A 21,322-nucleotide genomic window follows, 5' to 3' on the forward strand; every position below is an offset into this window, starting at 1 on the left:
GGGCAGAGCGGCCGACTAGAGCCGGTCGCCCTGCCACGTGGCCAGGCAGCCACCCGACGCCAGTTCGAGCAGCGTGCCCGTGGTGTCGAACGCGGCTTCGGGATAGCGCAATTCGCTGATGCAGGCCAGCGGTGTGCCGAGTTCGTCGTCGGTCAGCGAGCCCGAACCCAGCTCGACGCGGTGCCGCAACAGCGGTGCGCCGTCGACGTCGGCGTGCATCGAACCCGACCAAAAACCTTGTCGCTCATCGGTTCTGCCGATCTGAATGCGCTCGCGCAGCCGCGCCTGGCCGTCGCCCGACAAATTCAGACGGGTGGTGCTGACGTGTCTGGCCTGGCCGGCGACGATGGTGGGCTGCGGGTCCAGATCGAGCAGGCCCGCCACCTCGAGTTCCCAACTGGCCCGTGACTCCATGGTGATCGTGCCCGGCATCGCCATGGTGGCCGCGGCACTGCGCAGCTTCAGTCGGGCGCCGGGTTCGACCACCACGCGAATCCTGATGGTGTCGCCCCCCAACGGTGTCGCCGCCGCCGACACCAAGTGCACGGTGTCGGCCTCGGTGTGACGGGCCGCCACGCCACCGACGCACTCGATGCGCGGGATGCGGTCGGGTCGCGCGACGATCAGGACGTCGGAAAGCATTGTGGCCGCGGCCCTTACACCGAAACGCGCAGCTGTTGGTGTACCCAGCCCAGCACCGGCGCCGCCGTGGGATCGTTGGTGAGCGAGATCAGGACGAAGGGCCGATCGCCGCGCACCTTGGCGGAGTCGCGGCGCATCACGTCGAGGTCGGCTCCGACCATGGGCGCCAGATCGGTCTTGTTGATCACCAGCAGATCCGAGAACGTCACCCCCGGGCCACCCTTGCGTGGCACCTTGTCTCCGCCCGCCACGTCGACGACGAAGATCTGCACGTCGACGAGACCCGACGAGAAGGTGGCCGTCAGGTTGTCACCCCCGGATTCGACGAGGATGAGGTCGAGCGTCGGGTTGCCCGCGATGAGGTCGTCGATGGCGTCGAGGTTGGCGGTGATGTCGTCGCGGATCGCGGTGTGCGGACAGCCGCCGGTCTGCACGGCCGCAATCCGTTCGTCGGGTAGGACGGCGTGCCTGCGAAGGAAGTCGGCGTCCTCGGTGGTGTAGATGTCGTTGGTCAGCACCGCGAGCGACAGCTCGTCGCGCAACTGCCGGCAGAGCGCGGCCACCAGTGCGGTCTTGCCCGAGCCGACGGGCCCGCCGATGCCGATGCGGAGCGGCTCTCCCGCGTGCCGGACGCGTCGGGGGCGTTCGGTGTGGACGTGGGGGTCGCCGTCGAGCAGATGTGGTGGCATGGTGCGCCTTTCGAACGTGAACTTCAGGACACGAATAGTGGGCGGTCGCGCTCGGCGTGGCGTTGGGCCAGCACGTCGAGCAGCGGATCGGAGAGGTCGGCGAGTTCCTTCGCGGCCGCGGCGGCGGTCTGGTCGCACAGCGGCGCGAGCTCGAACGTCACCGCCGCGACGTCACCGGGATCCAGCGCCAGCAGCCGCTGCGCCGCGGTCGCGGATCCGGTCATCGTGACGTAGACGATCGACAGCGCCGTCTGCTCCGGCACCAGACCGCTGGCCGCACCGACTTCACCGGCCGCCACGGCCAGGTGCGGTTTGACGCCCAGTGCGGCCCAGTCCCATTGCGGCCACACCCGCCGGGCGAGCCGGGCCAGTCCCCTGCCCTGCGCGCGGGAAGCACTGCGTGATGCGGGAGCCGGTGTGCGGGCATCGGTTTCGGCGTCGGCGCCGGCGACGGTCAGCGTGCCGGCGTGGACGGCGGCCGCTATCGACGCGGTCACGAGTCCGTGGGTGCGGATGCGGCGCCCGAGGAATGCGCGCAGCGTCGGAAGATCGGTCACGAGCCCGCTGGTGACGGCTTCCTCGACACCGCCGGAATGGACGTGCCCACCCGTCGGGAGCCGGGAGTCGGACAAGGCCAGCAGCGTTGCGAGGCTGGACATTAGAACAGGAAGTATCTCTGGGCCATCGGCAGTTCGACGGCCGGTTGCTCCTCCCACACGTCACCGTCGATGCGCACGGTGAACGTGTCGGGGTCGACCTCGATGCGCGGCATGGCCGTGTTGAGCGGCATGTCGGCCTTCCCGACCTTGCGGACGTTACCGACGGCGACCAGTCGCCGGTTGACGGCGAGCCGGTCGGCGAGACCGTCTTCGATGGCCTGGGGAGCGACGAAGTGCACCGACGTCGCCGCCGCAGCTGCGGGCGAGGCGCCGAACATGGGACGCGGCAACACCGGTTGCGGCGTTGGGATCGACGCGTTCGCATCCCCCATCGCGGCCCACGCGATCATGCCACCCTTGATCACGGCGTGCGGGCGCACGCCGAAGAAGGCCGGCTCCCACAGCACCAGGTCGGCGAGCTTGCCGACCTCCACCGAACCGATCTCGTGGTCCATGCCGTGCGCGACCGCCGGGCAGATCGTGTACTTGGCGACGTAGCGGCGCACCCGGTTGTTGTCCGCCGCACCGTCCCCCTCCAGAGCGCCGCGGCGCTTCTTCATCACGTGCGCGGTCTGCCAGGTGCGCAGCACCACCTCGCCGATGCGGCCCATTGCCTGCGCGTCGCTGCCGATCATCGAGATCGCGCCGATGTCGTGCAGTAGGTCCTCGGCGGCGATCGTCGACGGCCGAATCCTGCTCTCGGCGAACGCAAGATCCTCCGGGATGCTCGGATTGAGGTGGTGGCACACCATCAACATGTCGAGATGCTCGTCGAGCGTGTTGACGGTGTGCGGCCGGGTCGGGTTGGTCGAACTCGGCAAGACGTTGGGGTGCGATACCACCGTGATGATGTCGGGCGCGTGCCCGCCGCCCGCCCCTTCGGTGTGATACGCGTGGATCGACCGCCCGTTGATCGCGCGCAGGGTGTCCTCGACGAATCCCATCTCGTTGAGGGTGTCGGTATGGATGTTCGCCTGAACACCCGCCGCGTCGGACACCGTCAGGCAGGCGTCGATCGCCGCCGGGGTCGTGCCCCAGTCCTCGTGCAACTTGAAACCCGCTGCGCCGCCACGAAGTTGCTCCCACATCGCTTCGGTGCTGACCGTGTTGCCCTTGCCGAGCAGTGCGACGTTCAGCGGCCAGGTGTCCAGCGCCTCCAGCATGCGGGCGAGATGCCAGGATCCCGGCGTCACCGTGGTGGCCTTGCTTCCCTCGGCGGGGCCGGTGCCGCCCGCGACGATCGTGGTGATGCCACCCCCGAGGGCTTCTTCCATGATCTGCGGGCAGATCAGGTGGACGTGGCAATCGATGGCGCCTGCGGTCACGATGCGGCCGTTGCCCGCAATGACTTCAGTCGAGGGCCCGACCACCAGATCGGGGTGGACGCCGGACATGATGTCGGGGTTGCCCGCCTTGCCGATGGCGGTGATGCGTCCGTCACGGATGCCGATGTCGGCCTTGATGATTCCCCAGTGGTCCACGATCACCGCGCCGGTGATGACGGTGTCGGGCGCGCCGTCCGCCCGGGTGGCTCGCGACTGACCCATCGACTCGCGCAGCACCTTGCCGCCGCCGAACACGGCCTCGTCGCCGGCGAGGCCCGGGCCACCGCTGCGGTCCTCGGTGATCTCGATGAACAGGTCGGTGTCGGCGAGCCGGATCCGATCGCCGGTGGTGGGACCGAAGAGCGCGGCGTAGCGCGCGCGGGAGAGCTCGGTCACGCGTCCAACCTTCCTGGCGGGGTGAGCGACAACCCGTGCACCTCGCGCGAGCCGCTCAGCGGAACCAGCGAAACATGCTGAGCCACCCCCGGTTCGAAGCGCACGGCAGTACCGGCCGGGATGTCGAGTCGATGGCCGTTGGCGGCGTCACGGTCGAACTGCAACGCGGAGTTGGCCTGGGGAAGGTGCACGTGGCTGCCGACCTGGACCGGGCGGTCGCCGGTGTTGACGACGTTCATCTGAAGCCGTGGCGCACCGGGATTGATGGCGATGTCGCCATCGCCGAAGAACACTTCGCCGGGGATCATTGGATCGGGTGATGGACGGTGACGAGCTTGGTGCCGTCGGGGAAGGTGGCCTCCACCTGGACGTCGTAGAGCATTTCGGGCACGCCCTCCATCACGTCGTCGCGGCTGAGCACGTCTCGACCGCTGTTCATGAGTTCGGCCACGGTGCGGCCGTCGCGAGCGCCCTCGAGCAGGTGGTCGGTGATGACCGCGACCGCCTCGGGGTGGTTCAGCCGCAAGCCGCGTGCCTGTCGGCGTCTGGCGAGTTCGGCCGCGTACGAGATGAGCAGGCGGTCCTGTTCATGCGGGGTCAGGCGCATAGTGCGGGATACTGCCACGGCCCGCGGCAGTCAGCAGCGCAGGCGATCAAGCCGGCGGGCTGGGGGGCTTCGCGTCGGGCATGTTCTGCAGCCGAACCTGGCCGCGCGCCAACGTTCGATCGTTCTCGTCCGTGATGGTGATCAGCCACAGCTGTTGAAGCCGCCCCCGATGGATCGGCGTGGACACCGCGGTGACGGTGCCCGACGAGACGCTGCGCAGGAAGTCGGTGTTGTTGTTGACCCCCACCACGGTGCCGGTGCCGCCGTTGGCGGTGAACCAGACGTGGCCCGAGACGCTGGCCAGACTCTCCACGATCGAGCAGTAGACGCCGCCGTGCACGATGCCCCACGGCTGCAGCAGCTCGTCCTTGATGGTCAACTGCGCGCGCCCGCCGTCGGGCGTCATCTCGAGGATCTCCAGTCCGAGCACGCCATCGAAGCCGGCGGTGAGGGCGGGCGGTACGGAATTCGTCACGACTGTCGTTTCTACACGTCGAGGGCGACCGCAGCGCGCGGGCCGCCGGGAAAGCGGTCGGGCCCCGCACACGACGTGTGCGGGGCCCGACCTCGAGTGGACCGGGGGTCTCTGCAGCCCTCAGGACTCCGCGGCGGTCCGGTGGTTCGTGGGTTCCTGTCGATTAGTCTAGGTAAGCCTTACCTAATTTAGCAAGGCCTTGCCGGGTTGAGTTCTGCCGCGTACGGGCGCACCGAACCCGACCAGGGCGTCGAGCACCGCCTGCGCGCGCCGCATGCTGATCAACTCACTGGATCCCGCGAGCAGTGGCACGTGCGTGGCGGCGGTGACCACCGCGGCGCCGACCACGTGCCACATCGCGGCCACCGACATCGCCCCACCGCTGACCTCGAAGAGCTTGTCGAACAAGGGTTCCAGGGCGCGGTGGCTGCGATGTGCCACCCACGTGGTCAGTGCCGCCTCGTTGGGCAGCGCCACGATCCGATCGCGCGACGGGTGACACTGACGCAACCCCGAGCGGGCGTCGAAGTACTGGTCGTCGGGCAGCACGCGCAACGTGGGGTCGACGACGCCGACCCAGTCGATCGCACCCTCGGAGTCGACGTGCACCCAAAGGTTCTCGAGGCCGGTGTCCCATGCCCGCCCCTCGAGCACGAGCAGCGGGATCACCCGGCCGACGACGACGTGCGACAACGTCGCGGCCAGCTGGTGTGTCACCGCGGACCTGCTGTCGGTTTCCGCGGCAGCGTTGTCGAACATCTCCTGGAGCCGATTGGTGCCGAGCACGTCGCACAGCGGCCACCAGCGCCTGCGGGACAGGTCGCTCATCACCGCCACGCCGTAGACGCGCGGACGTTCGGGATACAGCTCGCGCAGTCTGCGGCTGGATTCGTGCAGCGGCAGCTTCCGCTTGATGGCCATCCGGGCAATCAAGGGGTCTTCGACGACGACGGTCATGTGCACCTCCCTAAGTTAGGTTAGCCTTACTATAGAGAGATGCGCGGGCAGGGAAATGCCTTGTGACCGGACTCACAACAGCTGGATAACGGGTGTTACGACGCAGACGCCCTGGGAAGCGGGCCGAGAAGACCGCGGTTGATACGACACACGGTAGTAACGGCGTAGTACCCTGAATGCAGTGCTCAAGAGAGTGAACGGAACATGGCGAAGTTGACCCGATTAGGGGAACTCGAACGCGAAGTGATGGACCACCTGTGGTCGTCGCGCGAGCCCCAGACCGTACGCCAGGTGCACGAGGCGCTGTCCGCACGCCGCGATCTGGCCTACACCACGATCATGACGGTCCTGCAGCGACTGGCGAAGAAGAACCTGGTGGTGCAGCACCGGGACGACCGTGCACATCGCTATGCGCCGACCCATGGTCGCGACGTACTGGTTGCCGGGCTCATGGTGGACGCGCTGGACCAGGTCTCGGATTCGCCCAGCCGCGAGGCCGCGCTGGTGCACTTCGTCGAAAGAGTGGGGGCCGACGAGGCCGCCGCCCTGCGTCGCGCACTGGCTGAATTGGAAGCCAAGCATCACACCGGCTCGCCCACTGGCGATCCGGGCACCGGCTGAGGGACACTAGCAGCGTGTCCGCGCTGGCCTTCACCATCGTCGCCCTGGTCCTCGTCGGACCAGTACCGGCGCTGTTGGCGAGGGCGGCGTGGCCGATGCGTGCACCGCGCGCCGCCATCGTGCTGTGGCAGTCGATCGCCCTGGCGGCCGTGCTCTCGGCGTTCAGTGCGGGAATCGCCATTGCCAGCAGGCTCTTCGTGCCCGGTCCCGACGGGCGTCCGACCGCCACGATCACCAGCGAGATAGCCGTGCTCGGCTGGCCGCTGTGGGTGGTCTACGTCGTGGTCTTCGCGCTGACCTTGGTGGTCGGCGGGCGACTGGTGGTCGCCGTGTTGCAGGTCGCCATCGCCACCCGACGCAGGCGCGCCCACCACCGGATGCTCGTCGACCTGCTCGGCTGCTCGCACGATGCCGCACCCGAGGTCTGTACCAAGGCCAGCGGCCTGCGCATCCTCGACGTCGCGCAACCGCTGGCCTACTGTCTGCCCGGCGTGCGCAGCCGTGTCGTGGTCAGCCAGGGCACCATCACGAGTCTCGCCGACGACGAGATCGCCGCCATCCTCAGCCACGAGCGCGCTCACCTGCGCGCACGCCACGACCTCGTGCTGGAGATGTTCACCGCGGTGCACGCCGCCTTCCCCCGCTTCGTCCGCAGCGGCAACGCGTTGGACGCCGTACGGTTGCTCATCGAGATGCTTGCCGACGATGCCGCGGTGCGCGCCGCGGGTCCCACTCCCCTCGCCCGCGCCCTCGTCGCATGCGCAGCAGGGCGAACGCCGTCCGGCGCCCTGGCAGCGGGCGGCCCCACCACCGTCATTCGCGTCCGCCGGCTCGGCGGCAAGCCCAACAGCGTGCCGCTGGCCGTCGCCGCATACCTCGCGGCAGCCGGCGTCCTCGTCGTACCGACCGTCGCACTCGCGGTGCCGTGGCTGACCGAGCTGCAGAGGCTCTTCGCCGCCTAGCGTTCAAACTCCCCGTGCCACAACCAAACAACGAAAGGCTGCCTGTGAGCTCGTCTGAAACAACCGCAACCGCCCAGATCGGGGTCACCGGCTTGGCCGTGATGGGCTCGAACATCGCCAGGAACTTCGCGCACCACGGCTACACCGTCGCACTGCACAACCGGTCGGTCGCCAAGACCGACGCGCTGCTCAAAGAACACGGGTCGGAGGGCAACTTCGTCCGCAGCGAAACGATCCCGGAATTCCTTGCCGCATTGGAGAAGCCGCGACGCGTGCTGATCATGGTCAAGGCGGGCGATCCCACCGACGCGGTGATCAACGAACTCGCCGACGCGATGGAACCTGGCGACATCATCATCGACGGCGGCAACGCGCTCTACACCGACACCATCCGCCGCGAGAAGGCCATCCGGGAACGCGGCCTGCACTTCGTCGGTGCGGGTATCTCCGGCGGCGAGGAGGGCGCCCTCAACGGCCCCTCGATCATGCCCGGCGGTCCTGCCGAGTCCTACGTCTCGCTCGGCCCGCTGCTGGAGGAGATCTCCGCACACGTCGACGGGGTGCCGTGCTGCACGCACATCGGCCCCGACGGCGCGGGCCACTTCGTCAAGATGGTGCACAACGGCATCGAGTACTCCGACATGCAGTTGATCGGTGAGGCCTACCAGCTGCTGCGCGATGGGCTGGGCAGAACCGCCCCCGAGATCGCCGACGTGTTCGCCGAGTGGAACGCCGGCGACCTCGACAGCTATCTCATCGAGATCACCGCCGAGGTGCTGCGCCAGATCGACGCCAAGACCGGAAAGCCGCTGGTCGACCTCATTCTCGACGAAGCCGAGCAGAAGGGCACCGGCCGCTGGACGGTCAAGTCGGCCCTCGACCTCGGGGTGCCCGTGACGGGCATCGCGGAGGCCGTATTCGCCCGCGCCCTGTCCGGCTCGGTGGCCCAGCGCAAGGCCACCACCGGTCTGGCCTCCGGCGCGCTCGGCGAAAAGCCCAGCGATGCAGCGCAATTCACCGACGATGTTAGCAAGGCGCTGTACGCCTCGAAGATCGTCGCGTACGCCCAGGGCTTCAACCAGATCCAGGCGGGCAGCAAGGAGTACGACTGGAACATCACGCCCGGCGACATGGCCACCATCTGGCGCGGCGGCTGCATCATCCGGGCCAAGTTCCTCAACCGGATCAAGGAGGCCTTCGATCAGGATCCCGATCTGCCGACCCTCATCGTCGCGCCGTACTTCCGGGAGGCAATCGAGTCGGCGATCGACAGCTGGCGTCGCGTCGTCGTGACCGCGACGCAGTTGGGCATCCCGGTCCCAGGCTTCGCGTCGGCGTTGTCCTACTACGACGCGCTGCGCACCGAACGGCTGCCCGCTGCGCTCACCCAGGGGCTGCGGGACTTCTTCGGCGCCCACACCTACGGCCGCATCGACGCCGACCCGGCCGCTCGCTTCCACACCCTGTGGAGCGGCGACCGCAACGAAGTCGAGGCCTGAGAAACAGCAAGGACGCGACGCCGTGAAATTCCTCGACGACCACCGGCCCCCTTACGACCTGACCTACAACGACGTCTTCATCGTGCCGGGACGCTCCGACGTGACGTCCCGCTTCGACGTCGACCTCTCCACCGTGGACGGGTCCGGCACCACCATCCCGGTGGTGGTCGCCAACATGACGGCGGTCGCCGGTAAGCGGATGGCCGAGACGGTGGCCCGCCGGGGAGGCATCGTCGTTGTCCCCCAGGACCTTCCGATCGAGGTGGTCTCGGCGACCGTCGACTTCGTCAAGAGCCGAGACCTGGTGGTGGACACGCCGGTCACCCTGGCGCCGGACGACTCGGTCTCCGACGCTCTGGCGTTGATCTACAAGCGGGCGCACGGCGCGGCGGTGGTCGTCGACGGCGAGCGCCCGGTGGGGTTGGTGACCGAGGCGTTGTGCATGGGCGTCGACCGCTTCGCTCGGGTGCGTGACGTGGCGCTGTCGGACTTCGTCACGGCGCCCGCCGGGACCGATCCGCGCGAGGTGTTCGACCTGCTCGAACACGCTTCGGTCGACGTCGCCGTGATGACGGGGCCCGATGGCGGGCTGGCAGGCGTGCTCACCAGAACCGGTGCGGTGCGGGCAGGCATCTACTCGCCCGCCGTCGATGCGGCAGGCCGACTGCGGGTCGCGGCCGCGGTGGGCATCAACGGCGACGTCGCCGCGAAGGCGACCGCGCTCGCCGAGGCCGGGGTCGACCTGCTGGTCATCGACACCGCGCACGGTCACCAGCTCAAGATGCTCGACGCCATCAAGTCGGTGTCGTCGCTGAACCTCGGTCTGCCGCTGGCCGCGGGCAACGTGGTGTCGGCGGAGGGCACCAGGGACCTGATCAGCGCGGGCGCCTCGATCGTCAAGGTCGGCGTCGGCCCCGGCGCGATGTGCACCACCCGGATGATGACGGGGGTTGGCAGGCCGCAGTTCTCAGCCGTACTCGAATGTGCCACGGCCGCACGGCAACTCGGTGGCCATGTGTGGGCCGACGGCGGCGTGCGACACCCCCGGGATGTGGCGTTGGCGCTGGCCGCGGGGGCCTCCAACGTGATGATCGGCTCCTGGTTCGCCGGTACCTACGAGTCGCCGGGCGACCTCATGCTCGACCGGGAGAACCAGCCGTACAAGGAGAGCTACGGCATGGCGTCCAAGCGGGCCGTCGCCGCGCGGACGGCGGGTGACCGCGCCTTCGACCGGGCTCGCAAGGCTCTGTTCGAGGAGGGCATCTCGTCGTCGCGGATGGGCCTGGACCCGGCCCGGGGCGGCATCGAGGATCTGCTGGACCACATCACCTCGGGGGTGCGCAGCACCTGCACCTACGTCGGCGCCGCCACGTTGCCCGAACTGCACGAGCGAGCGGTGCTCGGCGTGCAATCGGCAGCCGGCTTCGCCGAGGGACACCCACTGCCCAGCGGTTGGTGACCCAACCCGCAACACGCCACCCGCTAACATGGGTGCTTCACCACCTCGGCTGAAGGAAGGGATCACGTGCCGCAGGCACCCGTGGAGGCCCCCACGAATGACCGGGCCATCGGGAGCGAGCGGCCTGGCCGCGAACCCGGGCCGGAACCCCAGGACGCCGAACCCTCCAGTACTGAGCCGGGCACGCCGCCCGGCGAAAGTCATGCGAGGCCACGATGAGCCTCACCTTCACCTTGCTCGCCGTGCTGGGATTCGTCGTCCTGACCGCCGGCACCGCGATCTTCGTCGCAGCGGAGTTCTCGCTCACCGCGCTGGAACGCAGCACGGTCGACGCGAATGCCCGAAGCGGCGGACGCCGCGACAAGCTGGTACAGCGGGCACACCGGACACTGTCGTTTCAGTTGTCGGGCGCCCAGGTGGGTATCTCGATCACCACGCTGATCACCGGGTATCTGGCCGAGCCGCTCGTCGCTCACCTGCTGAAACCCGCGTTCACCGCGCTGTCACTGAGCAGCGGCGTCGCCGACGGGCTCGCGCTGGCGCTGGCGCTCCTCATCGCCACGTCGGTGTCGATGGTGTTCGGCGAACTGGTCGCTCAATATCTCGCAATTGCGAAGCCATTGGCCACGGCACGCGTGGTCGCCGGGCCGCAGGTCCTCTTCTCGATGGCCACCACCCCGCTGATCAAGCTGACCAACGGCAGCGCCAACTGGATCCTGCGCCGAGTGGGAATCGAGCCCGCGGAGGAGTTGCGGTCGGCTCGCTCCCCGCAGGAGCTCGTGTCGCTGGTGCGCAACTCCGCCCGCGCGGGTTCGCTCGACCTCGCGACGGCCACGTTGGTGGACCGCTCATTGCGGTTCGGCACCCGGTCCGCCGAGGAGCTGATGACACCTCGGTCCAAGATCGAGACGCTGGAGGTCGATGACACGGTTGCCGACCTCATATCCCTCGCCATCGAAACCGGCTACTCGCGCTTCCCGATCGTCGAGGGCGACCTCGACGAGACGGTCGGAATGGTGCACGTCAAACAGATCTTCGAAGTTCCCGCCGCCGAACGCTCCAGCACGCGCCTGGCGGACCTCGCGCTGCCCGTGCCAACGGTGCCATCGACGCTCGACGGCGACTCGGTGATGACGCAGATCCGCGCCAACGGGCTCCAGACCGCGCTGGTGGTCGACGAATACGGCGGCACCGCCGGCATGGTCACCGTGGAGGACCTCATCGAGGAGATCGTCGGCGACGTCCGCGACGAGCACGACGACGCCACCCCAGACGTGGTCGAGATGCGCAACGGCTGGCAGGTGTCCGGTCTGCTGCGCATCGACGAGGTCGACACCGAGACGCCCTTCCGCGCGCCGGAGGGAGATTACGAAACCATCGGCGGTCTGGTGTTGCAGGAGCTCGGACACATTCCGGTCGAGGGTGAGTCGGTGCAGCTGACCGAGTTCGACCCCGACACGGCCCTCGACCACCCGGTCGTGTGGCGGGCCACCGTGGAGCGCATGGATGGCCGGCGCATCGACTTGATCAAGCTGGTCAGGCTCGATCCCGACGAGGAGTCCGCGGATGGGTGACCTGCTGGGCGTTCTGCTCACGGTGCTGCTGCTGATCGCCAACGCGTTCTTCGTCGCCGCGGAGTTCGCGCTGATCTCCGCGCGTCGCGACCGCCTCGAAGCCTTGGCCGAACAGGGCAAGCGCAGCGCAATCGCCGTCATCCAGGCCGGGCAGAACCTCTCGCTCATGCTGGCCGGCGCGCAGCTCGGCATCACCGTCTGCTCGATCCTGTTGGGGCGGGTCGGCGAGCCCGCGGTGGCCCATCTCTTGGAGACGCCGTTCGACCTGCTGGGCGTCCCCGATGGAGTGCTGCACACGGTCTCGTTCTTGGTGGCGATCACGATCGTGGTCGTGCTGCACGTGCTGCTCGGCGAGATGGTGCCAAAGAACATCGCCATCGCCGGGCCCGAAGCAGCCGCGATGCTGCTGGTCCCGCCCTACCTGCTCTGGATCAGAATCGCGCGGCCATTCATCGCCTTCTACGACTGGTGCGCCAAGTTCACGCTGCGCGTGTTCGGCGTCGAAGCCAAGAACGAGCTCGAGAACACCGTATCGACGATCGAACTATCCGAGATGATCGCCGAGTCGTTGTCCGAAGGCCTGCTGGATCCCGAAGAGCACACCCGCCTCTCGAGGGCGCTGCAGATCCGCAATCGAGTGGTGGCCGACGTTGCCGTGCCGCTCAACGAGATTCACGCGGTTCCCGTGGCAGGCGACGGTGCCGGACCAACCGTCGCGGCCATCCATCGGGCCCTGGCCGAGACCGGCTATTCCCGCTTCCCCGTCGTCGATTCCGCCGGCCGATTCACCGGCTACGTACACATCAAGGACGTACTGCCGCTCGTGAACGACGCCGACGCGGTGGTCGACGGCTCCATGGTGCGGCCGCTGCCGCGGTTGCTCGAGACGTTGCCACTGCCCGACGCGTTGTCGCGGCTGCGTCGAGACAACAGCCATCTGGCACTCGTCTCCTCCAGCGATGACCGCGTGACGGCGATGGTGACGCTCGAGGACCTGGTGGAGGACCTGGTGGGGACGGTGCGCGACGGGACCCACCGTGTCTGAGCGCGTCCTCGACCAGGTGCTGCTCGACGAATCGGAGTGGGCCGAGCGGGAGCGTCTGCACGTCGAACGGGTGGACCACTTCGTGCGGCCACACCAGGACCGTGCCCGGCGTGGCGAAGCTCACCCGGTGTGGGATTTCCTGTTCAGCTACTACAGCCTGAAGCCGCGACAGTTGCGCCGCTGGCATCCCGGCTACGGCGTGGCACTGGGTGGACCGTCGGCCGTCCGCTTCCTCGAGCGGGCCGGATACGGCGCGTACGAATCGACCGTCGCGGTGACCCGACAGCACCTGCTGGCCCGGGCCGAGACCGTCGAGTTCGTCGCAGGGCTGCTCCGCGCCACCGCCGGCCGGACCACCCGGTTGAACTGCTTCGGCCTGCACGAGTGGGCGATGGTCTACCGCAGCCCCGACGTCCGGCACGGCGAGGTCCCGCTACGACTCGGCACCGCGGGCACCGACGCCGTCGTCGAGTCAATGCCGTTGCGCTGCAGTCACTTCGACGCCTACCGGTTCTTCACCACGCCCGCTGTGCCACGCAACGCGCAACCGCTGACCCGTGAATCGCAGGTCGCCAACGAACAGCCGGGTTGCGTGCACGCGAACATGGATCTGTACAAGTGGGCGTTCAAGCTCGGACCGCTCGTCGACTCCGAACTGGTGGCCGACTGCCTCGAACTCGCGGCCGAAGCCCGGGAGCTGGACATGCGGGCCAGCCCGTACGACCTGACCGGATACGGGTTCACGCCGATCGCCATCGAAACACCGGCTGGCCGGGCTGAATACGTCCGCCGCCAGCAAAACGTCGCCGACCGTGCGGCGCCACTGCGCAAAGAGCTCGCGGACCGGTGCGACCTGTTGGTCGCGGCGGCGCGCGGAGAATAGCCGCATTTACCCACGGGTAAGCTAGGTCGACGCTTTTTAGGGAGGAAACCATGACTGAGCGCGTGAGTGTCGGCAACCTGCGGGTCGCCAAGGTGCTGCACGACTTCGTGAACAACGAGGCACTGCCGGGCACCGGGCTCGATCCGGAGACCTTCTGGGCCGGCGTCGACAAGGTCGTCGCCGATCTGACACCGCAGAACCAGGACCTGCTGGCGCGCCGCGACGAGCTGCAGGCGCAGATCGACAAGTGGCACCGGCAGCGCGTCATCGAGCCCGTGAACGTGGAGGCTTACAAGCAGTTCCTCTCCGAGATCGGCTACCTGCAGCCCGAGCCCGAAGACTTCACGATCACCACGTCCGGCGTCGACGACGAGATCACCACGACCGCCGGACCGCAGCTGGTGGTTCCCATCCTGAACGCGCGGTTCGCGCTCAACGCGTCCAACGCGCGGTGGGGCTCGCTATACGACGCGCTGTACGGCACCGACGTCATCCCGGAGACCGACGGCGCCGAGAAGGGCACCAGCTACAACCGGGTGCGCGGCGACAAGGTGATCGCCTACGCCCGCGGGTTCCTGGACGAGGCCGTGCCTCTGGCCTCCGGCTCCTACACCGACGCCACCGGCTTCAAGATCGAAGACGGTCAGCTGCTGGTCACGCTGGGCGACGACGTGTCGACGGGACTCGCCACACCGGAGCAGTTCGTGGGCTATACCGGCGAACTCGGCTCACCCGCGTGGTCGGTCCTGCTGAAGAATCACGGCCTGCACCTCGAGATCCTCATCGATCCCGACTCCCCCGTCGGCTCGACCGACAAGGCCGGCGTCAAGGACGTCGTGCTCGAGTCGGCGATCACCACGATCATGGACTTCGAGGACTCCGTTGCCGCCGTCGACGCCGAGGACAAGGTGCTCGGTTACCGGAACTGGCTCGGCCTCAACCGCGGTGACCTGACCGAAGAGGTCAGCAAGGGCGGCAAGTCGTTCACGCGCGTGCTGAGCGAGGACCGCACGTTCACCACCCCGGAGGGCGGGGAGCTGACGCTGCCCGGCCGTAGCCTGCTGTTCGTCCGCAACGTCGGGCACCTGATGACCAACGACGCCATCGTGTTCGAGGACGGCGCCGAAGTGCCAGAAGGCATCCAGGACGCGCTGTTCACTGGCCTGATCGCCATGCACGGCCTGAAGGCCGGGGACGACAACGGGCCGCTGCTCAACAGCCGCACCGGCTCGGTCTACATCGTCAAGCCGAAGATGCACGGACCCGACGAAGTCGGCTTCACCTGCGAGCTGTTCAGTCGCGTCGAGGACGTGTTGGGTCTGCCGCAGGCCACGCTCAAGGTCGGCATCATGGACGAGGAACGGCGCACCACGGTCAACCTCAAGGCGTGCATCAAGGCCGCCGCCGACCGCGTCGTGTTCATCAACACCGGCTTCCTGGACCGCACCGGCGACGAGATCCACACCTCGATGGAGGCCGGTCCGATGATCCGCAAGGGCGCGATGAAGGCGCAGCCGTGGATCAAGGCCTACGAGGATGCCAACGTCGACGTCGGGCTGGCAGCCGGGCTGTCCGGCAAGGCGCAGATCGGCAAGGGCATGTGGGCGATGACCGAGCTGATGGCCGACATGGTGGAGCAGAAGATCGGGCAGCCCAAGGCAGGCGCCACCACCGCATGGGTGCCGTCGCCCACCGCGGCGACCCTGCACGCGATGCACTACCACCAGGTGGACGTGTTCGAGGTGCAGAAGGAGCTCGCCGGGCAGCGATCCGGCGGGCAGGAGCGCAGCGACCGGGGAACGGCTAGAACGACCATCGAAGAACTGCTCACCATTCCGTTGGCGAGTGAACTGGCATGGGCGCCAGAGGAGATCCGCGAAGAGGTCGACAACAACTGCCAGTCCATCCTGGGCTACGTGGTGCGTTGGATCGACGCGGGCGTCGGCTGCTCCAAGGTGCCCGACATCCACGACGTCGCGTTGATGGAGGATCGCGCGACACTGCGCATCTCCAGCCAGCTGCTGGCCAACTGGCTGCGCCATGGCGTCATCACCACCGAAGTCGTGAAGGCCAGCCTGCGCAGAATGGCTGCGGTGGTCGACGAGCAGAACGCCGGCGACGCCAGCTATCTGCCGATGGCACCCGACCCCGAAGACAGCATCGCCTTCCAGGCGGCTCAGGAGCTGATCCTCTCGGGCGCCGAGCAGCCCAACGGCTACACCGAGCCGATCCTGCACCGGCGTCGCCGCGAGTTCAAGGCTCGTCACCTCAACCGGTGACTAGACTTCGGCCGAGCCGGATGACTAGTCGACACAATGGGTACAGGGGTTAGGGATGGGCAGGCACAGCATTCCCGACCCGGAGGACGCACCGGACGACGCAGGCGTTCCAGCTGAGGAGCAACCCGGCTACCGCTACGACGAGCCGGGTTACGGTCCACCCTCGTACGGTGAACCCTCGTACGGCGAATCCGTTTACGCCGAAGGCGAATTCGCCGACGACGATCACGATGAAGCCGATTACGCCGACCCCGAGTTCGACGCGTCGGCGCACCGCGAACCGCTCTATGACGACGCGCCCTACTGGCAGCGTGACGACGAGCACGAGTTCGGCGACGAGGAGCGCGACGCTCCGACACACTCCTTTGCGGCCAACCCGCCGCCACGGCCGCCGGTCACCGGACCCGCGCACGGCGGCGAATGGGAGGGCGGCGACTGGACCGGTACGCACCGCGCCATCGGCACCGGCAGGCGGGGCGTCAGCATCGGCGTCATCGCGGCGCTCATCACCGTCGTGGTGGTGGTCGGCGCATTCATCGCGTGGCGCTTCTTCGGTGACGCGCTGTCCAATCGCTCCGAAGTGGCTGCCGCCCGCTGCGTCGAGGGCGAGGTCGCCGTCGCCGTGGTCGCCGACCCCAGCATCGCCGATCCGCTGCGCGCCCTGGCCGACCAGTACAACCAGACCGCTGCCCCGGTCGGGGACCGCTGCGTCAAGGTCGCCGTCAAGGCGGCCGAGTCCGACGCCGTAGTGAACGGCTTCGTCGGCACCTGGCCCGGTGAACTGGGCGAGCGCCCGGCGTTGTGGATTCCGGGCAGCTCGGTGTCGGAGGCACGGCTCGAGGCAGCCTCCGGGGCCCAAACCGTCAGCGACAGCCGTTCACTGGTCACGTCGCCGGTCGTGCTTGCCGTGCGCCCGCAACTGAAGAACGCCCTGGCGCAGCAGAACTGGTCGACCCTGCCGGATCTGCAGACCAACCCGACGGCGCTGGACGGGCTGAACCTGCCCGGCTGGGGTTCGCTGCGCCTGGCCCTGCCGGTCACCGGCGACAGCGATGCCACCTATCTTGCGGCCGAAGCCGTCGCCGCGGCATCAGCGCCGGGGGACGCGCCGGCCAGCGCCGGCGCACCTGCGATCAGCACGCTGATGGCGGGTCAGCCGAAGTTGGCCGACAGCAAGGCCTCCACCGCGATGGATGCCCTGCTGCAAGGCGGCGACGCCGCAGCCGCACCGGTGCACGCGGTCGTCAGCACCGAACAGCAGATCTACCAGCGGGGCGCGTCGCAGCCCGACACCAAGGGATCGCTCGCGGCGTGGCTGCCGCCCGGGCCTACCGCGGTCGCCGACTATCCGACGGTATTGCTTTCCGGCAGTTGGCTTTCCCAGGAGCAGGTGAGCGCTGCCAGCGAGTTCGCCCGTTACCTGCGCAAGGCTGAACCGCTCGCCGAATTCGCCAAGGCCGGCTTCCGAACCGAGGGCGGCACGGCACCGAAGAACGACGTCATCGACCTCGGCTCGGTCTCGGCGCCGCTGTCGGTCGGCGATACCGCGATGCGGGCGACGCTCGCCGATGCGGTCTCTGGTCCGCCGGCGGCGGGCGCGAACTCCCCCGCGGGGGCGGGCACCGTCGCGGTGATGCTCGACCAGACGCTGAACCTGAACCCGGTGGTGACGGCGTTGAAGGCCAGGGTGCAGGCGCTGCCGCCGAGCGCCGGCGTCGGCTTGACGGTGTTCAACGGCACCGAGGGATCCACCGTCGTCCCGGTCGGCCCGATCAGCGACCCGGTGCAGGGACAGCCTCGCAGCGCCGCACTGGTCGCCGGACTGGACGGGCTGGCGTCGACGACCAGCGGCAGGGTGTCGTTCACCACGCTGCGCAACGTCTACACCGATGCGGTCACCAACTTCCGCCCCGGCCAGCCGAATTCCGTCCTCGTCATCACGTCTGGACCGCACACCGATCAGTCGTTGGACGGCGCCGGCCTGCAAGCGATGGTCCGCGGCGCGTTCGACCCGGCCAAACCGGTCGCCATCGACGTCATCAACGTGGGCAACGACCCCGACGCGGACACCTGGCGGGCCGTCGCGCAGATCACCGGCGGCCGGTACGAGGGCGTGCCCGCATCCAGCTCCCCCGAGATGGTCACCAACATCAACGACCTGCTGGCCTAACCAACCGCCCCGCTGCGATTTGGGCGTGATCAGTCGCGCTCAGCGTGACGGATCACGCCGAAACCGCTGCGAGGCTCAGGCGAACGCCTCCACCGGAGGGCACGAGCACACCAGGTTGCGGTCGCCGTAGGCCGCGTCGATGCGCCGCACCGGCGGCCACACCTTCGGCCGGAACGCCTTGCCCAGCGGATAGGCCGCCTGCTCGCGGCTGTACGGGTGATCCCAGTCGGCCACGAGTAGGCATTCCGCGGTGTGGGGAGCATTCCGCAGTGGATTGTCGTCGGCGGGCCACGCACCCGACCCGACCTGATCGATCTCGGCGCGGATGGCGATCATCGCCTCGCAGAACGCGTCCACCTCCGTCAGGCTCTCACTCTCGGTCGGCTCGACCATGAGCGTGCCTGCTACCGGGAAGCTCATCGTAGGAGCGTGGAAGCCGTAGTCCGCCAAGCGTTTCGCCACGTCGTCGACGGTGACGCCGGTGTTCTTGGTGATGGTGCGCAGATCCAGGATGCACTCGTGGGCCACCATGCCGTTCTCGCCGGTGTAGAGCACCGGGTAGTACTCGTCGAGGCGCCGGGCGATGTAGTTGGCCGACGCGATCGCGGTGAGCGTCGCGGCACGCAGCCCGGGCGCGCCCATCATCCTGATGTAGGCCCAGGTGATCGGCAGGATGGACGCCGACCCGTACGGCGCGGCCGACACGGTGTAGGTGTCGGTGAGCTCGTCGGCCAGCGGGTGGCCCGGCAGGTAGGGGGCCAGATGCGACCGCACCGCGACCGGCCCGACGCCCGGTCCGCCGCCGCCGTGCGGAATGCAGAACGTCTTGTGCAGATTCAGATGACTGACGTCGCCACCGAAGTTGCCCGGCCGGGCAAGTCCGACAAGGGCATTGAGGTTGGCGCCGTCGACGTACACCTGGCCACCGACGTCGTGCACCGCCGCGCAGATGTCGGCGATGTCGTGCTCGAAGACGCCGTGCGTGGACGGGTAGGTGATCATCAGCGCGGCCAAGCGTTCGGCGTGTTCGGCGACCTTGGCGCGCAGGTCGTCCAGATCGACGTCACCGTTGTCGCGGCACGCCACGACCACCACGCGCATGCCTGCCAGCGCGGCCGATGCCGCGTTGGTGCCGTGCGCGCTGGACGGAATCAGGCACACGTCGCGTTCGGCGTCGCCGCGGCTGCGGTGGTAGGCCTGGATGGCGAGCAGCCCCGCATATTCGCCCTGCGAGCCGGCGTTCGGCTGCAGCGAGACCGAGTCGTAGCCGGTGAGCTGGGTCAGCCACGCCTCGAGCTCGGCGATCAGCTTGCGCAACCCCGGCGTGTCGGAGGCCGGTGCGAAGGGATGCTGACGGGCGAACTCCGGCCAGGTGATCGACTCCATCTCGGCGGCCGCATTGAGCTTCATGGTGCACGACCCGAGCGGAATCATGCTGCGGTCCAACGCGATGTCCTTGTCGGCGAGCGATCGCAGGTACCGCATCATCTCGGTCTCGGTGCGGTACCGGGTGAACGCCGGGTGGGTGAGGAACGGCGACGTGCGGGTGGCGATCTCCCCGCCGCGCCAGTGGTGTCCGCCGCGGGTGGCGCCGAACGCCGCGAGCACGTCGGCGACGTGGTCGGCGGTGGTGGCCTCGTCGCACGACACCGACACGTGGTCGGCGTCGACGAGCCACACGTTGATGCCCCGCGCCTTCGCCGCGGCCCGGATCTCCTCGGCCCGGCCGGGAACCCGCGCCAGCACGGTGTCGAAGAACGCGTCGTGCACCACCTCCACGCCGGCCGCGTCGAGGCCGGTCGCCACGGCGAGTGCGTTGCCGTGCACGCGGTGTGCGATCGCGGTCAGGCCGTCGGCGCCGTGGTAGCTGGCGTACATCGCGGCCATCACCGCCAGCAGTACCTGCGCGGTGCAGATGTTGCTGGTGGCCTTGTCACGTCGGATGTGCTGTTCGCGGGTCTGCAGCGACAGCCGGTAGGCGGGTGCGCCGTCGGCGTCGACCGAGACGCCGACCAGGCGGCCGGGCAGCTGCCGTGCGTGCTTGGTGTGCACGGCCAGGTACCCGGCGTGCGGACCGCCGAATCCCATTGGCACGCCGAAGCGCTGAGTGCTGCCGAAGGCCACGTCGGCGCCGACTTCGCCGGGCGGGGTGATCAGGGTGAGGGCCAGCAGGTCGGCTCCGACGGCCACCAGGGCGCCGCGGTCGTGCGCCTGTGCGACCAGATCGGTCCAGTCGACGACGGCGCCACCGGCACCGGGTGACTGGACGATCACGCCGAAGAAGTCACCGTCGGGCAGCCCGTTGCGCAGGTCGGCGGTGACGATCTCGATGCCCAGCGGCTCGGCACGGGTGGCCAGCACCGCCGCGGTCTGGGCGTAGACGTCGACGTCCACCGCGAGCCGGTTGACCGAGCTCTTCACAGCGCGGTGCATCAGCGTCATGGCTTCCGCCGCGGCGGTGGCCTCGTCGAGCATCGAGGCGTTCGCCACCTCGAGACCGGTGAGGTCCTCGACCATGGTCTGGAAGTTCAGCAGCGCCTCCAACCGGCCCTGGCTGATCTCGGGCTGATACGGGGTGTAGGCGGTGTACCACGCTGGGTTCTCGAGGATGTTGCGGCGCAACACCGGTGGCGTCAGCGTGTCGAAGTAGCCCTGCCCGATCATCGACACCGCAACCGTGTTGGTGTCGGCCATGGCGCGCAGCTCCGCCAGTGCCTGTTCCTCGGTGGCGGGCGGCGGCAGCTGATCGAGACCGGGGGCCAGGCCTTCGGCGGTGATCGCGTCGAGAATCCCCGCGGGCAACGCCTTCTCGGCGAGGACTCCGAGGGAATCGACGCCGATGACCTTCAGCATGGCGGCGACGGCGTCGGCGTCGGGACCGATGTGGCGGTCGGCGAAGCGGGGCAGGTGGTGATCGGACGTGCTACCGGACACGGATGACCTTTCAGGCGCGGAGCGCAGCGATGCTGCGGTCCTCCCCCTCTGTCGTCAACCCGAACCGGGCGCCTGAGAGATTCGGCGACCCGACGGTTGGCGCGGGTGCCTTTCCCCATGGGCGGGTGAACCGGCCTGACTTACGA

General features: G+C 68.5%; 18 protein-coding genes. 9 read left to right on the forward strand and 9 right to left on the reverse strand.

The genetic code is table 11. The annotated features are described in order from the left end of the window. Window positions 1–15: 15 nt before the first annotated feature. The 8 genes from N536_RS0113150 to N536_RS0113185 all read right to left on the reverse strand — a co-directional run bounded on the left by N536_RS0113150 (window position 16) and on the right by N536_RS0113185 (window position 5,750). On the reverse strand, window positions 16–642 hold the full coding sequence (locus tag N536_RS0113150; protein WP_029114020.1) for an urease accessory protein UreD: 627 nt from the start codon (window positions 640–642) through the stop codon (window positions 16–18). A 14-nt stretch (window positions 643–656) separates the two neighbouring features. After that, window positions 657–1,331, reverse strand: coding sequence for an urease accessory protein UreG (gene ureG, locus N536_RS0113155; protein ID WP_029114021.1), 675 nt, complete (start codon window positions 1,329–1,331; stop codon window positions 657–659). A 23-nt stretch (window positions 1,332–1,354) separates the two neighbouring features. Further along, entirely contained in the window at window positions 1,355–1,990 is a 636-nt protein-coding gene (locus N536_RS0113160; protein ID WP_029114022.1) for an urease accessory protein UreF, read from the reverse strand. Beyond that, on the reverse strand, window positions 1,990–3,711 hold the full coding sequence (locus tag N536_RS0113165) for an urease subunit alpha (protein ID WP_029114023.1): 1,722 nt from the start codon (window positions 3,709–3,711) through the stop codon (window positions 1,990–1,992). The genes N536_RS0113160 and N536_RS0113165 overlap by 1 nt, the downstream gene beginning before the upstream one ends. Next, window positions 3,708–4,019 carry an urease subunit beta gene (locus tag N536_RS0113170; protein ID WP_029114024.1) on the reverse strand — a complete coding sequence of 104 codons (312 nt, stop codon included), beginning with the start codon at window positions 4,017–4,019 and terminating at the stop codon, window positions 3,708–3,710. The genes N536_RS0113165 and N536_RS0113170 overlap by 4 nt, the downstream gene beginning before the upstream one ends. Further along, window positions 4,016–4,318: an urease subunit gamma gene (locus N536_RS0113175; RefSeq protein ID WP_029114025.1), complete on the reverse strand. Its 303-nt coding sequence runs from the start codon at window positions 4,316–4,318 to the stop codon at window positions 4,016–4,018. Before N536_RS0113175 ends, N536_RS0113170 begins: the two co-directional genes overlap by 4 nt. 46 nt (window positions 4,319–4,364) lie before the next feature. Continuing rightward, window positions 4,365–4,793 (reverse strand): PaaI family thioesterase, encoded by a 429-nt coding sequence (locus N536_RS0113180; RefSeq protein ID WP_029114026.1) that lies wholly within the window; start codon window positions 4,791–4,793, stop codon window positions 4,365–4,367. A 183-nt stretch (window positions 4,794–4,976) separates the two neighbouring features. Continuing rightward, a complete protein-coding gene (locus N536_RS0113185) occupies window positions 4,977–5,750 on the reverse strand; it encodes a hypothetical protein (RefSeq protein ID WP_029114027.1) in 774 nt (257 codons plus the stop codon). Window positions 5,751–5,954: 204 nt separating this feature from the next. Between N536_RS0113185 and N536_RS0113190 the strand changes: the two genes are divergently transcribed. The 9 genes from N536_RS0113190 (at window position 5,955) to N536_RS0113230 (ending at window position 18,242) form a co-directional block, all read left to right on the forward strand. Next, entirely contained in the window at window positions 5,955–6,371 is a 417-nt protein-coding gene (locus N536_RS0113190) for a BlaI/MecI/CopY family transcriptional regulator (RefSeq protein WP_029114028.1), read from the forward strand. A gap of 14 nt (window positions 6,372–6,385) precedes the next feature. Beyond that, a complete protein-coding gene (locus tag N536_RS0113195; RefSeq protein ID WP_029114029.1) occupies window positions 6,386–7,333 on the forward strand; it encodes a M56 family metallopeptidase in 948 nt (315 codons plus the stop codon). Window positions 7,334–7,377: 44 nt separating this feature from the next. After that, window positions 7,378–8,832: an NADP-dependent phosphogluconate dehydrogenase gene (gene gndA / locus N536_RS0113200; RefSeq protein ID WP_029114030.1), complete on the forward strand. Its 1,455-nt coding sequence runs from the start codon at window positions 7,378–7,380 to the stop codon at window positions 8,830–8,832. Window positions 8,833–8,854: 22 nt separating this feature from the next. Next, window positions 8,855–10,291, forward strand: coding sequence for a GuaB1 family IMP dehydrogenase-related protein (locus tag N536_RS0113205; protein ID WP_029114031.1), 1,437 nt, complete (start codon window positions 8,855–8,857; stop codon window positions 10,289–10,291). A gap of 215 nt (window positions 10,292–10,506) precedes the next feature. After that, window positions 10,507–11,865 carry a hemolysin family protein gene (locus N536_RS0113210; RefSeq protein ID WP_029114032.1) on the forward strand — a complete coding sequence of 453 codons (1,359 nt, stop codon included), beginning with the start codon at window positions 10,507–10,509 and terminating at the stop codon, window positions 11,863–11,865. Next, on the forward strand, window positions 11,858–12,910 hold the full coding sequence (locus tag N536_RS0113215; protein ID WP_029114033.1) for a hemolysin family protein: 1,053 nt from the start codon (window positions 11,858–11,860) through the stop codon (window positions 12,908–12,910). The genes N536_RS0113210 and N536_RS0113215 overlap by 8 nt, the downstream gene beginning before the upstream one ends. Next, a complete protein-coding gene (locus N536_RS0113220) occupies window positions 12,903–13,793 on the forward strand; it encodes a hypothetical protein (RefSeq protein ID WP_029114034.1) in 891 nt (296 codons plus the stop codon). The genes N536_RS0113215 and N536_RS0113220 overlap by 8 nt, the downstream gene beginning before the upstream one ends. Window positions 13,794–13,843: 50 nt before the next feature. Next, window positions 13,844–16,072 (forward strand): malate synthase G, encoded by a 2,229-nt coding sequence (locus N536_RS0113225; RefSeq protein WP_029114035.1) that lies wholly within the window; start codon window positions 13,844–13,846, stop codon window positions 16,070–16,072. A gap of 55 nt (window positions 16,073–16,127) precedes the next feature. Next, complete coding sequence (locus tag N536_RS0113230; RefSeq protein ID WP_029114036.1) at window positions 16,128–18,242, forward strand: hypothetical protein; 2,115 nt, start codon at window positions 16,128–16,130, stop codon at window positions 18,240–18,242. 75 nt (window positions 18,243–18,317) lie between these two features. Here N536_RS0113230 and gcvP read toward each other — a convergent pair whose 3' ends face one another. After that, window positions 18,318–21,176, reverse strand: coding sequence for an aminomethyl-transferring glycine dehydrogenase (gcvP, locus tag N536_RS0113235; RefSeq protein WP_029114037.1), 2,859 nt, complete (start codon window positions 21,174–21,176; stop codon window positions 18,318–18,320). Window positions 21,177–21,322: the final 146 nt, after the last annotated feature.

This window comes from Mycobacterium sp. URHB0044 (assembly GCF_000620625.1).
GTDB lineage: Bacteria > Actinomycetota > Actinomycetes > Mycobacteriales > Mycobacteriaceae > Mycobacterium.

Coding starts and splice junctions, on each gene's coding strand:
- N536_RS0113150 (WP_029114020.1), bottom strand. CDS start 642: ATGCTTTCCGACGTCCTGATCGTCGCGCGACCCGACCGCATCCCGCGC.
- ureG (WP_029114021.1), bottom strand. CDS start 1,331: ATGCCACCACATCTGCTCGACGGCGACCCCCACGTCCACACCGAACGC.
- N536_RS0113160 (WP_029114022.1), bottom strand. CDS start 1,990: ATGTCCAGCCTCGCAACGCTGCTGGCCTTGTCCGACTCCCGGCTCCCG.
- N536_RS0113170 (WP_029114024.1), bottom strand. CDS start 4,019: ATGATCCCCGGCGAAGTGTTCTTCGGCGATGGCGACATCGCCATCAAT.
- N536_RS0113175 (WP_029114025.1), bottom strand. CDS start 4,318: ATGCGCCTGACCCCGCATGAACAGGACCGCCTGCTCATCTCGTACGCG.
- N536_RS0113185 (WP_029114027.1), bottom strand. CDS start 5,750: ATGACCGTCGTCGTCGAAGACCCCTTGATTGCCCGGATGGCCATCAAG.
- N536_RS0113190 (WP_029114028.1), top strand. CDS start 5,955: ATGGCGAAGTTGACCCGATTAGGGGAACTCGAACGCGAAGTGATGGAC.
- N536_RS0113210 (WP_029114032.1), top strand. CDS start 10,507: ATGAGCCTCACCTTCACCTTGCTCGCCGTGCTGGGATTCGTCGTCCTG.
- N536_RS0113215 (WP_029114033.1), top strand. CDS start 11,858: ATGGGTGACCTGCTGGGCGTTCTGCTCACGGTGCTGCTGCTGATCGCC.
- N536_RS0113225 (WP_029114035.1), top strand. CDS start 13,844: ATGACTGAGCGCGTGAGTGTCGGCAACCTGCGGGTCGCCAAGGTGCTG.
- N536_RS0113230 (WP_029114036.1), top strand. CDS start 16,128: ATGGGCAGGCACAGCATTCCCGACCCGGAGGACGCACCGGACGACGCA.